The sequence below is a fragment of the Empedobacter sp. ULE_I140 genome (assembly GCF_053482575.1).
The window spans coordinates 3,122,941-3,140,473 of record NZ_JBQMTX010000001.1 but is presented as its reverse complement, the minus strand read 5'-3'; the positions used below and the strand labels follow the sequence as shown (position 1 = coordinate 3,140,473).

The 17,533-nt window shown below is 34.1% G+C and carries 12 protein-coding genes; 6 read left to right on the top strand and 6 right to left on the bottom strand.

Annotated features, from left to right (window positions below; genetic code table 11):
* Positions 1-3: 3 nt before the first annotated feature.
* From nusA to ggt, 4 genes are all read left to right on the top strand, one after another.
* On the top strand, positions 4-1,239 hold the full coding sequence (gene nusA, locus ACTS9J_RS15140) for a transcription termination factor NusA (RefSeq protein WP_114997920.1): 1,236 nt from the start codon (positions 4-6) through the stop codon (positions 1,237-1,239).
* Between the two features lie 63 nt (positions 1,240-1,302).
* Positions 1,303-4,365: a translation initiation factor IF-2 gene (gene infB, locus ACTS9J_RS15135; RefSeq protein WP_286495297.1), complete on the top strand. Its 3,063-nt coding sequence runs from the start codon at positions 1,303-1,305 to the stop codon at positions 4,363-4,365.
* 238 nt (positions 4,366-4,603) lie between these two features.
* The gene (locus ACTS9J_RS15130; protein WP_286495296.1) at positions 4,604-7,405 is read left to right on the top strand and encodes a TonB-dependent receptor; all 2,802 of its coding nucleotides are present in this window, start codon (positions 4,604-4,606) and stop codon (positions 7,403-7,405) included.
* Positions 7,406-7,480: 75 nt separating this feature from the next.
* Positions 7,481-9,148, top strand: a complete 1,668-nt coding sequence (gene ggt / locus ACTS9J_RS15125; RefSeq protein WP_286495295.1) for a gamma-glutamyltransferase — start codon at positions 7,481-7,483, stop codon at positions 9,146-9,148.
* A gap of 53 nt (positions 9,149-9,201) precedes the next feature.
* Here ggt and ACTS9J_RS15120 read toward each other — a convergent pair whose 3' ends face one another.
* Both ACTS9J_RS15120 and ACTS9J_RS15115 read right to left on the bottom strand, forming a co-directional pair.
* Positions 9,202-9,483, bottom strand: a complete 282-nt coding sequence (locus ACTS9J_RS15120) for a GNAT family N-acetyltransferase (RefSeq protein WP_286495294.1) — start codon at positions 9,481-9,483, stop codon at positions 9,202-9,204.
* Positions 9,484-9,507: 24 nt separating this feature from the next.
* Positions 9,508-10,380 carry a pirin family protein gene (locus tag ACTS9J_RS15115; protein ID WP_291049637.1) on the bottom strand — a complete coding sequence of 291 codons (873 nt, stop codon included), beginning with the start codon at positions 10,378-10,380 and terminating at the stop codon, positions 9,508-9,510.
* 241 nt (positions 10,381-10,621) lie between these two features.
* Between ACTS9J_RS15115 and ACTS9J_RS15110 the strand changes: the two genes are divergently transcribed.
* Positions 10,622-11,347, top strand: a complete 726-nt coding sequence (locus ACTS9J_RS15110; RefSeq protein WP_219033831.1) for a hypothetical protein — start codon at positions 10,622-10,624, stop codon at positions 11,345-11,347.
* Positions 11,348-11,397: 50 nt separating this feature from the next.
* On the opposite strand, the gene ACTS9J_RS15105 is transcribed toward ACTS9J_RS15110, so the two are convergent.
* The 4 genes from ACTS9J_RS15105 to hutH all read right to left on the bottom strand — a co-directional run bounded on the left by ACTS9J_RS15105 (position 11,398) and on the right by hutH (position 16,716).
* Entirely contained in the window at positions 11,398-13,377 is a 1,980-nt protein-coding gene (locus ACTS9J_RS15105; RefSeq protein WP_291049617.1) for a urocanate hydratase, read from the bottom strand.
* 67 nt (positions 13,378-13,444) lie between these two features.
* Positions 13,445-14,422 (bottom strand): IS110 family transposase, encoded by a 978-nt coding sequence (locus tag ACTS9J_RS15100; protein WP_038337380.1) that lies wholly within the window; start codon positions 14,420-14,422, stop codon positions 13,445-13,447.
* Between the two features lie 228 nt (positions 14,423-14,650).
* The gene (locus ACTS9J_RS15095; RefSeq protein ID WP_291096360.1) at positions 14,651-14,941 is read right to left on the bottom strand and encodes a ribosomal maturation YjgA family protein; all 291 of its coding nucleotides are present in this window, start codon (positions 14,939-14,941) and stop codon (positions 14,651-14,653) included.
* Positions 14,942-15,207: 266 nt separating this feature from the next.
* Complete coding sequence (hutH, locus tag ACTS9J_RS15090) at positions 15,208-16,716, bottom strand: histidine ammonia-lyase (protein ID WP_291096359.1); 1,509 nt, start codon at positions 16,714-16,716, stop codon at positions 15,208-15,210.
* 139 nt (positions 16,717-16,855) lie between these two features.
* Between hutH and folE the strand changes: the two genes are divergently transcribed.
* The gene (gene folE / locus ACTS9J_RS15085; protein ID WP_114997904.1) at positions 16,856-17,533 is read left to right on the top strand and encodes a GTP cyclohydrolase I FolE; all 678 of its coding nucleotides are present in this window, start codon (positions 16,856-16,858) and stop codon (positions 17,531-17,533) included.

Below are 17,533 nucleotides of genomic sequence, written 5' to 3'. Positions count from 1 at the left end.
TTAATGGACAATCTTGCATTAATTGAATCTTTTGGAGATTTTAAAGACGATAAGAACATCGACCGTATTACGCTTATGGCAATCTTAGAAGATACCCTGAAAAGTGTTTTGAAAAAGAAATATGGTACAGATGATAACTTTGATATTATTGTAAATCCTGATAAAGGAGACTTAGAGATTTGGCACAACCGTATCGTTGTAGAAGACGGTTTTTCAGAAGACGACGCAACAGATATCGAATTATCTGAAGCACGTAAAATTGAGCCAGATTTTGAAGTAGGTGAAGAAGTATCGGAAAAAATTCCGATCGAAGCATTAGGTCGTCGTGCAATTTTAACTTTACGCCAAACATTGGTGTCTAAAGTAATGGAGCATGATAATTCTAATTTATACGAAAAATTTAAAGGTTTAATCGGAGAAGTAGTTACGGGAGAAATCCATTATGTACGTCACAAACAAGTGATTATAATGGATGACGAACAAAACGAAATGATTTTACCAAAAGAAAATCAAATACCATCAGATTTTTTCAGAAAAGGAGATACATTACGTGCTGTTGTAGATGACGTAAAATTGAGAGGAGCAAAACCTCAAATTATTTTATCTAGAACATCACCAAAATTTTTAGAGAAATTATTTGAACAAGAAATTCCAGAGATTTTAGACGGATTAATTACAATCAAAAATGTAGTTCGTATCCCTGGAGATAAAGCAAAAGTAGCAGTAGAATCTTACGACGATCGTATCGATCCAGTAGGAGCTTGTGTTGGAATGAAAGGATCTCGTATCCATTCAATTGTACGCGAATTACGTAACGAGAATATCGATGTAATCAACTACACAAACAACATGAGTTTGTTTATTCAACGCGCTTTAAGCCCAGCTAAAATTTCGAATATCGAAATTAATGAAGAAGAAAACAAAGCCTTAGTTTACGTAAATGCAGACGAAGTTTCGAAAGCAATTGGTAAAGGAGGTTACAATGTTCGTTTAGCTTCTAAATTAGTTGGAATGGAAATTGATATTTTCAGAGAAGGCGCCCAAGACGAAGACGTAGAATTATCAGAATTCTCAGATGAAATCGATGCATGGGTAATCGAAGCATTCAGTGCTATCGGGCTAGATACTGCCAAAAGTATTTTAGAACAAGATGTTGATGACTTAATCAAGCGTACGGATTTAGAAGAAGAGACAATCTTAGACGTTATCCGTGTCTTAAAAGAAGAGTTTGAAGATTAATTCATACTCAAGTCATAAACAATTCATACATTTGCAAACATTAAAATAAGAGATTAGCTTCATATGTCGGAAACAATAAGATTAAGTAAAGTATTAAAAGAATTAAATATATCAATAGATAGAGCTGTTGACTTTTTAGAAGGGAAAGGTAAAACTGTAGAGAAAAATCCGAACTCTAAAATCGATGTGCCAACTTACGATATTTTAGTTAATGAGTTCCGATCTGATGCTAAACAAAAGCAAGCTTCCGGTGAAGTAGTCATTAACAAAATTTCAGATATCAAAGCCGCTGAGAAAAAAGAAGCTGAAGCAAAAGCTGCAACTGAAAAACCAGTAGAAAAGAAACCTGAAATCATTGAAACGACGAAAGTTGAATTGGAAGGACCAAAGACTGTTGGAAAAATAGACTTAGATGCTTTGAAACCTAAAGCCAAAGTAGAAAAAACTGCGGTAAAAGAAGAGGTGAAGAAAGAAGAAATCAAGAAAGAGGAAGCACCAAAAGCTGAACCTAAAACTGAATCAAAAGAGGAACCGAAAGGACCGAAAGTGATAAAAGTTATTGATCTTGATAAAATAAATAATACAGGTAAACCTAAAAAGCAAGATTCTCCAGCTCCTAAAAAAGAGCAAGCAGAACCTAAAAAGGCGGAAGCACCTAAGGCGGAAGTTAAAAAAGAGGTGAAGAAAGAAGAACCTAAAAAGGTGGAAGAGGTTAAAAAGCCTGAAATAAAAACGGAAGCGAAGCCTGAAGTGAAGAAAGAAGAAATTGAAGAAGTAGCAGCAGTTGAACCTCAAAAAATTGAAACTGTCTACACAAAATTAGATGGACCTAATTTTACAGGTGCAAAGATTGACTTATCTAAATTTGATAAGAAAAAAACTGACGATAAAAAAGGGAATCAAAAAGGTGCTAATAACGCTGCTGACAAGAAAAAGCGCAAACGTATCCAGAAAAACGTTAAACCAGAAGATGTAGCAAAAGCTGGAGAAAACGGAGGAAACAATAACAATCGTCAAGGTGGTAACAACAACCACGGAGGAGGAAATAATAATAACCGCCAAGGTGGTAATAACAACCACGGAGGAGGAAATAATAACAACCGTCAAGGAGGTCAAGGACAAGGAGGTAATCGCCCAGGTGGACAAGGTGGTAATCGTCAAGGTGGTGGAAACTTTAGAGGTGGAAACAACCGTGGACCAAGAGTTCCTCAAGTAGAACTTTCTGACGAAGATGTTAAAAAACAAATTAAAGACACTTTAGATAAACTTACTAATAAAGGAAAAGGATCTAAAGGGGCTAAACACAGAAGAGACAAACGTAAAGAGCGTCGTGAGTTTGCTGAGCAAGAGCAAGAAGCAATAGACATGGACAAAACTTTACATGTAACAGAATTTGTAACGGTTAACGAATTAGCTTCTTTAATGGATGTTTCTGTTACAGAAGTTATCTCTGCATGTATGTCATTGGGAATCATGGTTACCATGAACCAACGTCTAGAAGCGGATACAATTCAATTAGTTGCAGATGATTTCGGATTCGAAGCAGTATTTGCTAATGCTGAAGAAGAAATCTCAACTGAAGAAGAAGAAATCGATAACGAAGAAGATTTAGTAACTCGTGCGCCAATCGTAACTGTAATGGGACACGTGGACCATGGTAAAACATCTTTATTAGATTATATTCGTAAAGCAAACGTAATTGCTGGTGAGTCTGGAGGTATTACACAACACATTGGTGCGTATAACGTAACATTGCCAAGTGGTAAGCGTGTAGCGTTCTTAGATACACCAGGTCACGAGGCCTTTACAGCGATGCGTGCTCGTGGTGCTCAAGTAACGGATATTGCAATTATTGTAATTGCGGCCGATGATCAAATCATGCCACAAACACGTGAAGCAATTTCTCATGCTCAAGCAGCTGGAGTACCAATGGTATTCGCTATCAATAAAGTTGATAAACCAGCAGCTAACCCAGAAAAAGTAAAAGAGCAATTAGCTCAAATGAACTTATTAGTTGAAGACTGGGGTGGTACTTACCAATCTCAAGAAATCTCGGCTAAATCTGGTTTAGGAGTAGAAGATTTATTAGAAAAAGTATTATTAGAAGCTGAGGTATTAGACCTTAAAGCGAATCCAAAACGTAAAGCATCTGGTACAGTTGTAGAAGCTGCATTAGACAAAGGACGTGGATATGTTTCGACAATTATCGTACAAACAGGTACATTACACATCGGAGATTATGTATTAGCAGGATCTCACCATGGTAAAGTTCGTGCAATGTTAGATGAGCGTGGGAACAATATCAAAGTTGCTGGACCATCAACACCAGTTACAATATTAGGATTAGCGGGTGCGCCAACAGCAGGTGATAAGTTCAAAGTTTACGAAGATGAACGCGAAGCGAAACAAATTGCAACTCGTAGAGATCAATTACAACGTGAGCAAACTATTCGTACACAAAAACATATTACGCTTGATGAGATTGGACGTCGTATTGCTTTAGGAGACTTCAAAGAGTTGAATATTATCTTGAAAGGGGACGTGGATGGTTCTGTAGAAGCATTGACAGACTCTTTACAAAAACTTTCGACAGAAGAAATTATTGTTAACATCTTACACAAAGGAGTTGGACAAATTACAGAATCTGACGTATTATTAGCTTCTGCTTCAGATGCGATTATTATCGGATTTAATGTTCGTCCTGGTGGATCTGCTCGTGATATTGCAGAAAAAGAAGAAGTTGAAATTAGAACTTACTCAATTATCTATGCTGCGATCGAAGAGATCAAAGAAGCGATGGAAGGTATGTTATCTCCAGAGTTGAAAGAGCAAGTAACAGGTAATATTGAGGTACGTGAAACATTCAAAGTAACGAAAGTTGGTACTATTGCTGGATGTATGGTGTTAGACGGTAAAGTTTACAGAAACTCTAGTATTCGTATCATTCGTGACGGAGTTGTGATCCACGATGGTGAATTAGCTTCATTGAAACGTTTCAAAGATGACGTGAAAGAAGTTAGTAAAGGTTACGAATGTGGTCTTAACATCAAAAACTTCAACGATATTCAAGTAGGTGACATTATCGAAGCTTACGAAACTGTAGAGGTTAAAAAGAAATTGAAATAATTATTTCTCAACAAATATTTTAAAAGGAGCTCACTTTGAGCTCTTTTTTTATGAAATTTTATTTAATAAAAATCAATACTCTACTTGTTATATAGAATTATATTCTATTATTAATCTTATTTTTAGAATAGAATCTCTATTTAATATTAATTTAAAGTTTTCTTTTATTTTATTTAAAAACGAGTTGTTTTATATTCTATAAAGTCTATAAATTTGCTAGACTTTTAAAATTGTAAATATGAACAAGAAATTATACTCACTCAAAAAAATATTTTTTCTAACTGCTCTTTTCGGTGGAACATTTTTATTCGCTCAAACTAAAGTCACAGGTACGGTTGAAGATGTAAATGGACCAATCGATCAAGCAACGGTTAATGTAAAAGGAACAAATATCACGACGATAACAGATGCAGATGGTTTATATCAACTAACGTTAGAACCAGGGAAGTATGAAATTATTGTTTCAAAAATAGGTGAGCCAACTACGACGCAAACGATTAATGTGCTTGATGAAAATGAAGTTTCTTTAGATTTCTTTTTACAATCAATCAATTCAGAGACTGATCTTAGCGAAGTTGTTTTAATTGGTTCGCGCGCAGTGGGACGTACACAATTAGACTCTTCAACCCCAGTTGATGTGATAGATATAAAAGAGGTTACAAAAGATGTAGGACAAGTTTCGTTGAATCAAATCTTAAATTATGTTGCGCCATCTTTTAGTTCGAATACGCAAGTTATTTCTGACGGAACAGATCATATAGATCCTGCTTCTTTGCGTGGTTTAGGACCAGATCAAGTATTAGTTTTAATTAACGGAAAGCGTCGTCATACAACATCATTGGTTAATATTAATGGGTCGTTTGGTAAAGGTTCTGTTGGTACAGATTTGAATGCAATTCCTACTTCTGCGATTAAACGAATTGAAATTCTTCGAGATGGAGCCGCGGCTCAATATGGTTCTGATGCGATTGCAGGTGTGATTAATATTGTCTTGGAAGATTCGACAGATAAACTACGCGCGTCAATTTCGTATGGAGGAAATCTTTCGAAAAATGCAGAAGATAATTTTGATGGCGAAACTTTTCAAGCGAATGTGAATTATGGTGTAAAAGTTGGAGAAAAAGGAGGATTTGTAAATGTTGCAGGTTCTTACGACAAGCGTCAACCATTCAATCGTCAAAAAGAATTTACAGGAACAATTTTTTCAGATTATAATCGACCAGATTTATATCCAAATCCAACTGGAAAAGATATTACAGAGGAGGAATTAGCCCGCCGTGGAGAAACGCGTGCTGATTATGTTTCGCGTATTGGACAATCAAAAAATGAAGGAGGTGCGATTTTTATTAATTCACTTTTCCCAGTTTCAGATAAAACCGAAATTTATGCATTTGGAGGATTAAATTATCGTTTAGGAGAATCAGCAGCCTTTCGTCGTCAGCCTGCTCAGTTGCATCAAACTGTTGCGTCAATTTATCCAAATGGATTTTTACCATTGATTCAAACCAATAATTACGATCGCTCTTTAGCAGCGGGAATTCGTAGTGAAATTAACGGTTGGAAAGTTGATTTTTCGAACACATACGGAAATAATACCATCGATTTTGGAGTAAAAAATACAGTTAACGCATCGATGAAAGAATCTTCACCAACATCTTTTGAAGCTGGTGGATATCGTTTTACGCAGAATACAACCAACCTAGATTTTACGCGTTTTTTTGATGATGTTTTAGCTGGAATTAATGTCGCTTTTGGTGCAGAATTTCGTTATGAAAATTATCAAATTGTAGGAGGTGAAGAGTCATCTTATGCGAATTATGGTAAAGTTCGTCAAATTGGTGTAGACGGAAATGGAAAGCCAATTTATGTACAAGATTTTAATGGAAATATCAATACATTATTCGCTGTAAATGGTACTGCTTTAGCAGGTGGAGCGCAAGCTTTTCCAGGATTTTTACCAGCGAATGAAGTCAATGCAAATCGTCATTCTGTTGCGGCGTATTTAGATACTGAATTTAATTTTACGAAAGATTTCTTAGTGGCTGCTGCGTTACGTTATGAAGATTATTCAGATTTTGGTTCAACATTAAATGGAAAAATTTCGACTCGATACAAATTAGGAAACTATGTGTTGAGAGCCGCAGCAAGTACAGGATTTAGAGCGCCATCTTTACATCAATTATATTTTAGTGCAACATCAAGTTTATTCTTAGATGGAGCAATTTCTAATTCAGGAACTTTTACAAATGATAGTCGTGCTGCAAAATTATTAGGAATTCCACAATTGAACGAAGAAAAATCGAAATCAGTTTCGGCTGGAGCTACGGCAAATTGGGGAAAATTCAAATTGAGTGTTGACGGATATTTCATTAGAATTGATGACCGAATCATTTACACAGGATCTTTCACAGGAAGTAATGCAGCAAATGCATCAGCTCAAGACAAAGAGATTTACGAATTATTGCAACAAGCAAATGCAACTTCGGCTCGTTTCTTCGCAAATGCAATTGATACCGAAACGAAAGGAATAGATGTTGTTTTGACGTATCAAGATCGTTTGGGAGCAGGAAAATTACGTGGAGATTTATCGGCGACTTTTAGCAAGACAAATGTTGTAGGCGATGTACATGCTTCCGATTTATTGAAAGGAAAAGAGTCTACTTATTTTGATCGTTCAAGTCGTATTTATTTAGAATCGGCTATACCTCGTACAAAAATTAATTTATCCTTGAATTATTCATTGGATAAATGGAATGTTTACTTAAGAAACGTGTATTTTGGAGAAGTTGATGCAGCGACAAATACGGTGGCAGATTCGCAAACATTTAGCGGAAAAGTTGTAACAGATTTGAGTTTTGGTTATGCTTTCAACAAAAATATTTCGTTAACAATTGGTGCAAATAATTTGTTTGATATCTATCCTGATGAAACGAAAATTGGAGGAAATAGAGGAGCAGGATATTTCGTGTATTCACGTACTGGACAACAATTCGGAACTGGAGGACGTTTTGCTTTCGCTCGTTTATCATTAAGTTTATAATTTAAATAGTTTATATGTTTTACCAAATCTTTGTCGTAATTGATGAAGGTTTGGTATTTTGTTTAAATCGATTTTATGAAAAAAATATCATTTATTATAGTTTCATTCTTCGCGATTATTCAGTTGAATGCGCAAGAATCTTACAAAAATGGAGCTGTTGTAACAGCTCATCCCGAAGCTTCAAAAGTTGGAGTTGAAATTCTGAAAAAAGGTGGAAATGCGATTGATGCTGCTATTGCAGTTCAGTTTGCGTTGGCGGTTGTTTATCCAAATGCAGGAAATATTGGTGGCGGTGGATTTTTGGTTTATCGTGATGCAAAAGGAAAAACAGATGCGTTAGATTATCGTGAAAAAGCACCTTTAAAAGCAAGTGAAGATATGTATTGGGACAAAAATGGCAATGCAATTACTGATCTTAGTTTGTATGGACAATTTGCTGCAGGAGTACCTGGAACTGTAGATGGAATGGTGAAAGCGCACGAAAAATATGGGAAATTAAATTGGAAAGAATTAGTTCAGCCGGCTATTAGTTTAGCTCAAAAAGGATTTAAAATAACAAAACAACAAGCGAGCGAACTGACAAATAAGCATAATGATTTTGTAAAATATAATTCAAAAACGAATGCTTTAACGTCTAAATCATCTTGGAAAGAAGGAGATTTGTTGGTTCAAAAAGAATTAGCAAATACATTAAAATTAATTCAACAAAAAGGTCGTGCTGGTTTTTATGAAGGAAAAACGGCTGATTTAATAGTGAAAGAAATGAAACGCGGAAACGGAATTATTTCGCACGAAGATTTAAAACAATATCAATCGGTTTGGAGAACGCCAGTTTCGGGAAATTATAAAGGTCTTAAAGTAATTTCGATGCCGCCGCCTTCAAGTGGAGGAATTGCATTGGTTTCGTTATTTCAATCAATCGAAGATTATCCAATCAACAAATGGGGATTTCAAGCAGATTCTACAATTCAAGTGATGGTAGAAGCAGAGCGTCGCGTTTATGCTGATCGCGCAGAGCATTTAGGTGATCCAGATTTTATAAAAGTTCCGCAAAAACAATTGTTGGATAAAAGTTATAATGTAAATCGAATGAAAGATTTTTCGTTTGATAAAGCAACACCAAGTTCAGCAATTAAAGCGGGAGAAATAATTGGTAAAGAGTCAATGGAAACAACGCATTATGTAATTGTTGACAAAGATGGAAATGCGGCTTCTGTAACGACTACTTTGAATAATTCCTATGGATCTTTGGTTGTAGTAGAAGGTGCAGGATTTTTGTTGAATGATGAAATGGATGATTTTTCTGTAAAACCAGGTACACCAAATTTATATGGTTTAGTTGGAGGAAAAGCTAATGCGATTGAACCTTCGAAAAGAATGTTAAGTTCGATGACGCCTTCTATTTTAGAGAAAGATGGTAAATTGTTTATGGTTGTGGGAACGCCAGGTGGCTCTACAATTATAACGTCAGTTTTTCAAGCCATCTTGAATGTTGTTGATTTCGGAATGACGATGCAAGAAGCTGTTGCAGCACCAAGATTTCATCATCAATGGTTGCCAGACCAAATCGATTATGAGCCAAATGCAATTTCAGAAAACGTTCGTGAATCGTTAAAACAAAAAGGTTATACATTGAAAGAACGTAAACCTTACGGGCGTGTGGAAGGAATTTTGGTCAACACTAACGGAACATATCAAGCTGGTGCAGATCCAAGAGGAGATGACAAAGCAGTGGGATATTAAGAAATACAAAAGGAACTCGATTCGAGTTCCTTTTGTATTTTTAAGAGAAAACTTTATGATAAAACGTCTTTAATTTCTGGATTTTTATCAAACTGCGCTTTTGCGAAAGGACATAAAGGAATTACTTTTATATTATTATTTCTTGTCCATTCAACCAAGGCTAATAAAGCTTTTTTTCCTAAACCTTGTCCGCCATAAGCTTCGTCAACTTCTGTATGATCGATAATAATTTTATCATCACCAGCCCAAACATATGTCATTTCTCCAGCTTTTTTATCGCCATCTAAAACGACAAAAGCTCCATTTTTTTTATCATCAATTTGTTTAATTTCCATCAGTTTTATTTTTGAAGTTGTTTATTAATCTTCTAAAGTACCAAATTTTCCGTTATTAAAATCCTCAAAAGCTTCGCGAATTTGCTCTTGTGTATTCATCACAAAAGGACCATAAGAAGCGATTGGTTCATTTAGAGGTTCTCCACTCAAAATTAGTACAATGCTATTTTCAGTTGCTTCGATTGTAAAATCTTCTCCTTCGTTAGTAAATAATAATAAATGATCTGTTGGAACAATTTCTTGTTCATTTACTTTCACCTCACCTTCAATAACCAATAAAACGGTATTGTAATTTGCAGGAAAACTAAAATTCGCTTTTCCGCCTTCATTCAATTTTGCATTCAGCATATTAACAGGAGAAAAGGTAGATGCAGCACCTTTTGTTTGGTTGTATTCCCCAGCAATAACTTCGATAAAACCATTTTCAACTTCTACAGTAGGAATATCTTTATGTTCGATCGCCTGATATTTTGGAGTGCTCATTTTATCCTTTGCAGGAAGGTTTACCCATAATTGAACCATTTGAAAAATTCCACCTTGTTTATAAAATTCTTCTGCATGATATTCTTTGTGTAAAACACCAGAAGCTGCTGTCATCCATTGTACATCTCCTTGATGAATTGTTCCTCCTCCACCAGAACTATCATGATGAGAAACGCTTCCTTGATAAGCAATAGTAACCGTTTCGAAACCACGGTGTGGATGCACACCAACACCTTTTGGTTTGTCTGTTGCTGGAAAATGAAATTTTGAATTGTAATCTAACATAATAAATGGATCCATTCTTCTCATATCTAAATGATATCCACTTGGAATGAAGTTATGAACTCTAAAACCGTCTCCTACAAAATGTGGCTCTCTTGGCGCAATTACTGCTTCTATTTTTTTTGTATTCATAATGATTTTTTTATATGTTTTTATTTTTGTTATACAAATTTACGAAGCTAAATAGTTGATTATATTGATGTAGGTTAAGAAGTTGGTAACGTATTAATTAACATAGATTAATAATGTTTTGTAAATTTTTATTATTGATTGAATGTTAAATTTATATTTAAAACTTTAATACATAGTTGTGATTTTGTTATAAGAGTTAAATACTTATTATTTATATAATTGTTTGGAAATTAATAGTAATATGAGAAAACATTTATTCATCATTCTTTTTGGAATTAGTTTTTATTTATTTGGACAAGAAAATACGTATCGTTTTTTGTATGATATCCACCAAGAAACAATTTTCAATGATGAAATGAAGAAAAATACACCAAAAGACTTTTTGCCAGAAATAGTAAACGCGTTTAATGAATCTTATGAGTTTGAAGTGTTAGCTTCTAAAAATTATTCTTTTGTCAAATTAATAGAGAAAGTAAAGAACTCTCAGAATGATGCGGTTCGAATTTATCCAGAACCAAATTGGTTACTAAACGATTTTGAACATAATAAATCATATGAGTTTGCTGAATATGGTGATACGTATGTGGTGGATTCTATTAAGATAGAAGGTTTGAAACCTACAAAGGAAATGAAAGAAATTTTAGGTTTACAAGCTAAGAAATTTATCTTCGAAAATGATGAGTTTTACTACGAAATCTGGTTAGCAAAAATGAATGGAATTACGGTAAGCCCTTATTATTTTCAGTTCAAAAACTTTGTTGTAGTAGAATTATTTAAGAAGTTTAAAAAAGTTGAAGAGGGTGGTGGAAAGATGGAAAAAAGATATTTTTTGAAAGAGATTAGTCAAGAGAAAAAGTCTACAGATTTTATTAAATTAATTCCTAAAAAAGTACTTACTCCAAAAGAACTTCAAGAGAAAATTGATAAAATTAATCAGATGAGTCAAAATAATGAAGTAGAGAAATAATAATTAAAAAAGCATCTCAATTGAGATGCTTTTTTAATTTGATATATTATTTACAATAATTCTTCATCCACTATATTTGGTAATGTAACCTTTAACAAAGGTTCATCTTCCATTGCACGTTTTATAGCAAAAATAGCTTCTTCGTTTCTTGCCCAAGATCTACGAGCAATTCCGTTGTTCACATCCCAATGTAACATTGATTTTAAACGATTTTCAGCATCGGAAGATCCATCTAATAACATTCCGAATCCACCGTTAATAACTTCTCCCCAACCAACGCCGCCACCGTTGTGAATAGAAACCCAAGTTGCGCCACGGAAACTATCTCCAATAACATTGTGAATCGCCATATCTGCTGTGAATTTTGAACCATCGTAAATATTAGAAGTTTCGCGGAATGGAGAATCTGTTCCAGAAACATCATGATGATCACGACCTAAAACAACTGGTCCGATTTCACCTTTCGCAATTGCATCGTTAAACGCTTTCGCAATTTTAATTCGTCCTTCTGCATCTGCATATAAAATACGAGCTTGCGAACCTACAACTAATTTGTTTTCTTGTGCACCTTTTATCCATGTGATATTATCTTGCATTTGTTGCTGAATTTCCTTTGGAGAATGTTGCATGATTTCTTCTAAAACTTGACAAGCAATTTCATCTGTTGTTTGTAAATCTTCTGGTTTTCCTGAAGTACAAACCCAACGGAAAGGTCCAAATCCAAAATCGAAACACATTGGTCCCATAATATCTTGTACATAAGATGGATATTTGAAATCAATTTCGTTTTCTGCCATTACATCTGCACCAGCTCGAGAAGCTTCTAATAAAAAGGCATTTCCATAATCGAAGAAATACGTTCCTTTTGCTGTGTGTTTATTTACAGAATCTGCATGACGACGCAGCGATTCTTGAACTTTTTCTTTGAATAATTCAGGATTGTTTGCCATCATATCGTTGGCTTCATCAAATGATAATCCAACAGGATAATAACCGCCAGCCCATGGATTATGCAAAGAGGTTTGATCTGATCCTAAGTCAACGTAAACATTTTCTTGATCAAATTTTTCCCAAACATCCACTACATTTCCATCATAAGCAATGGAAACAACTTCTTTATTTTCTTTGGCTTCGCGAACACGAGCAACCAATTTATCTAAATCTGTAATTACTTCGTCCACCCAACCTTGTTCATGACGTTTGTATGTCGCAGCAGGATTCACTTCGGCAGTAACAGAAACAACACCTGCTATATTTCCCGCTTTTGGTTGCGCACCTGACATTCCGCCTAAACCAGCCGTAACAAATAATTTTCCTGCTGTTCCGTTATCATCTATTTTACGAGATCCGTTTAAAACTGTGATAGTAGTTCCATGTACAATTCCTTGCGGACCAATGTACATATAACTTCCAGCTGTCATTTGTCCGTATTGAGAAACGCCTAAAGCATTCATTTTTTCCCAATCATCTGGTTTCGAATAATTCGGAATTACCATTCCATTCGTTACAACAACACGTGGAGCGTTTTTGTGAGAAGGAAATAAACCCATCGGATGACCAGAATACATCACCAATGTTTGTTCGTCTGTCATTTCAGACAAATATTTCATTGTTAATAAATATTGCGCCCAGTTCTGGAAAACTGCGCCATTTCCTCCGTAAGTAATCAACTCTTCAGGATGTTGTGCAACTGCGTGATCCAAGTTATTTTGAATCATTAACTGAATTGCTTTTGCTTGTTCTGAATTTCCTGGGTAATCTGTAATTGGTCGAGCGAAAATTTTATAATCAGGCATCAAACGATACATGTAAATACGTCCAAAATTTTCCAATTCTTGTTTAAATTCTGGAATTAATTCAGCATGATCTTTTGGCTCGAAATAACGCAATGCATTTTTCAATGCTAACTTTTTTTCGTCTTCCGATAATATTTCTTTACGTTTTGGTGCGTGACTTACGTTAGGATCTCTGTCTTTTTTTTGAGGCAAAACAGAAGGAATACCTTGTTTTATTTGTTCTTGAAAAGTCATTTTTTTGTGTTTTATGTTTTAGGTTAAACGTTATAAGTTTTACGATTTTTTGTTGTCATACTGATTTCTATGACAAAACCAAGTTATTTTTATAAATATTTTGATTTTTAATTAGTGCATAAATTCTGTGAATTATTTTATTTCTGACTGCGTTTAAGACCGACATTTTATTTTTCCCTTCTTCTACCTTTCGATGATAATAAATAGCCAAGTCATTATCTAAACGAATAGCACTCATTGCAGCTAAATGCAATAGTTTCTTCAAATCTTTATCAGCCATTGATGAAACTTTCGGTTTTCGCCTTATGGAAGTTCCAGATTGAAAATCAAATGGAGCTATTCCAGCATAGCAAGCCATTTGTCTAGGTGTATTTATGGTTGTAAAACCATCTGTTTTAATCAACATATTAAATGCTAAAACTTTTCCTACACCAGGAATTGATTGTATTCTTTTATAATGATTATGAAGCTGTTCATCTTCGTTAATTAATTGATAGATTCTTTCTTCTATTTCATTAATTTGTTTCGTTAAGACATCAATAAGCTTAGTGTTTAAGCGTAATACAGCTTTATCCATAGTTGATTTTAAGAATTGTTCATCTTTTGCTTGAGCTAGTAATCCTGCTCTTATTTTAACGCGATGTTTTCTTTCAGCATTCAATAATTTTATCTTTTCAATGACTTTCGAATTAGGCTTCCACTGTTGAAGATCCATATAATTTTTAAGTAAAAATACAGCAATACGTTCGCTGTCAATTTTATCATTTTTACCTCTAACTAATCCCATACTTTTTTTCAAATGCAAAGGATTGATGACATAAACAGCAAAAGAATGTTGAATTAATACGTTGTAAAGAAGGATGTTAAATCTCCCTGTATTCTCCATTCCAATTAGAATATTTTGTCTCTTAACAAATTGTTTCAAAAAAGATTTGATAGCTTTTTCAGTATTAGCAATAGTATCAAAACGATTCACTCCATTTTCTTGAATGCAGATGTCTAAAGTTAATTTACTCACATCAATACCAATAACAATTTTTTCCATAAATTTGAATTTAATGAGAAGAGAAACTTATCAATAACTCGATTCCTTACTAATGGGTTTTTAACCCGAATTTCTATTTGAGAATTTGATAAGAAAGAGTTGAGTCTTAATCAGAATATGAGATTATATAGCTCTGAACTCGTTATAGTGTACTCAAACTCTTTTCTCTTCTTTTTATACTACAATTTAAGATTTTCAAATCTAAAGGAGCTTGTTGAGAAATCTCGTTCAAATTACATTTTTTTTCTTCAAATCTTTATCAATAAAAAATAATAGAACAAATCCGATGAAATAACATAGTAAATCAATCCACGAAAATGATGTTCCGATAATTATTCGAGCTGCTTTGTTATATCCTAGACCAATCATTTCTACAAAATTAAAATATTGTAAAATTTCAACTACAAAAGAAAAAATCAACGTAAAAATGGCAATGTTAATTGCTTCTGTGTTGATAAATGCTTTGATAAAATAGTAAATAAAAATCACGACTAAAATATCACCAACAAAAGGACGAATGATTTTTTATCGAATTTTAGCATATTACATTTTAATTTGATGCGAAGTTGAAATGAATTCAACTTGACTAATCGTTAAGTCATCCTGAACTTGTTTCAGGAACACATTATATTTTTTTAAATTCCTCCATTTATTTGGAATGATATTTACTTGATTGTCGTTGTTGTAATTGTCATTCTGAGCCTGTCGAAGAGTCTTCTATATATAGTAGTTTTCTATATTATTAATAGTTTATCCTTCGACAAATTCTGGATGAAAAGGATAATTTAAAAACTTAATATTAATTTTTTGAAATCATCTGTTTGCAACAAATCAATAATATTGTTGATGTCATCTCCAATCAAACGATCGTCTTCTAATTTAGGACATACCGAACGAACTTTTGCGAAAACTTCTTCTAAGAATGCACTTGTTTTACGTGGTCTTCTAAATTCTAAACCTTGGCAAGCGTACATTAATTCGATTGCTAAAATACGTTCTACGTTGTCTAAGACTTGGTTGAATTTTCGTCCAGAAATACTTCCCATCGAAACATGATCTTCTTGTCCCAAAGAAGTCGGAATACTATCTGCAGATGCAGGGAAACACAAAGTTTTGTTTTCTGTACAAAGTGCAGCAGATGTATATTGAGGAATCATGAAACCAGAATTTAATCCTGAACTTTCTGTTAATAATTTTGGTAAACCATATTTTCCTTCGATTAATAAATATTGACGACGATCCGAAATATTTCCTAATTCTGAAGCCGCAATTGTTGCATAATCTAATACCATTGCTAATGGTTGTCCGTGGAAATTCCCACCTGAAATAGCTTCTTCGTCTGAGACAACGATTGGATTATCAGTAACAGAATTTAATTCGATTTCTGCTAATTCTTGCAAATGGAAAAAAGCATTTCGTGATGCGCCGTGAACTTGAGGCATACAGCGTAACGAATATGGATCTTGGACACGACCACAATCAGCGTGAGAGAAAGCAATTTCAGAACCTTTCAATAAATTTCGCATACGTTCTGCAACCAACAATGTTCCTTTGAATGGACGAACTTGATGCAATTCTTCTTCGAATGGACGAGGAGAACCTTCGTAAGCTTCTAATGATAAAGCTCCTGCAACATCAGCTAAATTCAATAAATATTCGAATTTTTCTAAACCATTTAAAGCATGAGATAAAATGAATTGTGTTCCGTTGATTAATCCTAAACCTTCTTTTGCAGAAAGATGTAAAGGTTGTAAATTGTGTTTGGCTAAAGCTTCTTTTGTCGAAACAATTGTATCGCCATCCCAAACTTTTCCTTCACCAATTAATGGTAAAAATAAATGAGATAATGGTGCTAAATCTCCAGATGCTCCAACAGATCCTTTTTCTGGAACGACTGGAATAATATCTTTTTCAATCATTAATAAAATTCGTTCCACAACATCTAAAGTCACACCTGAATATCCTTTTGACAAAGCATGTGCTTTTGCAATTAACATGGTTTTAGAAATTTCTTTCTTGATTGGATTTCCAACACCAACCGCATGACTGATCAATAAATTATGTTGAAGTTGACGTGTTTCTTCTTCAGAAATTTTAGTATCGCAAAGTGGTCCAAAACCAGTATTAATTCCATAAACTGTTTGTCCAGAAGCAACTATTTTAGCAACGTTCTGTTGAGATTTTAAGATTTGTTCTTTACTTGCTTCATTAAGCTTAATTTCGATGTTTCCTTCTTTGATTCCTTTGTAATCCTCGAACGAAAGAAAATCGATGCCGTAAGTTTTCTTGATCATTTTTTCGAATTTGTGATACTTCAAAGATAATCTTTTCATTGATTTGATAAAAGATAGAAATCATTTCAGATGTAATAAATTGAGATTTGATAAGGTTTTATAACACTATCTTTTATAAATTTGCTAAAATTTTTATGTAATGTGTGATAAACATCTTCATGACGAAATGGGGGACGACCATATTTCAGCAAACTTAGAAACGCCTTTGAGAGCTGATGCCTTTGAGTTGTCTGCTGAAGAAAAAGTGGAAAAGATAGAAGCGGATTTCCGTAACATCATGGAAACTTTAGGCTTAGATTTAACAGATGATAGTTTGAAAGGAACGCCAAAACGTGTTGCGAAAATGTTCGTAAAAGAGATTTTTGGTGGTTTATTGCCAGAGCGTAAGCCTGGAATGTCAACTTTCGAAAATAAATATAACTACAATCAAATGTTGGTTGAAAAGGATATCGTGGTTTATTCAACTTGCGAGCATCACTTTTTACCAATCGTTGGACGTGCACATGTTGGTTACATCTCGAAAGGGAAAGTAATCGGATTGTCTAAAATGAATCGTATTGTAGAATATTATGCAAAACGTCCGCAAGTACAAGAGCGTTTGACAATGCAAATTGTGAAAGCAATGCAAGAAGCGTTAGGTACAGACGATGTAGCATGTATTATTGATGCGAAACACTTGTGTGTGAATTCGCGCGGAATCAAAGATATCGAATCAAGTACAGTAACTGCCGAATATGGTGGAGCATTTAAAGATAATGAGCAATTAAGAAAAGAGTTTATTTCGTACATCGGAATGAAAACTACTTTCAATGTTTAA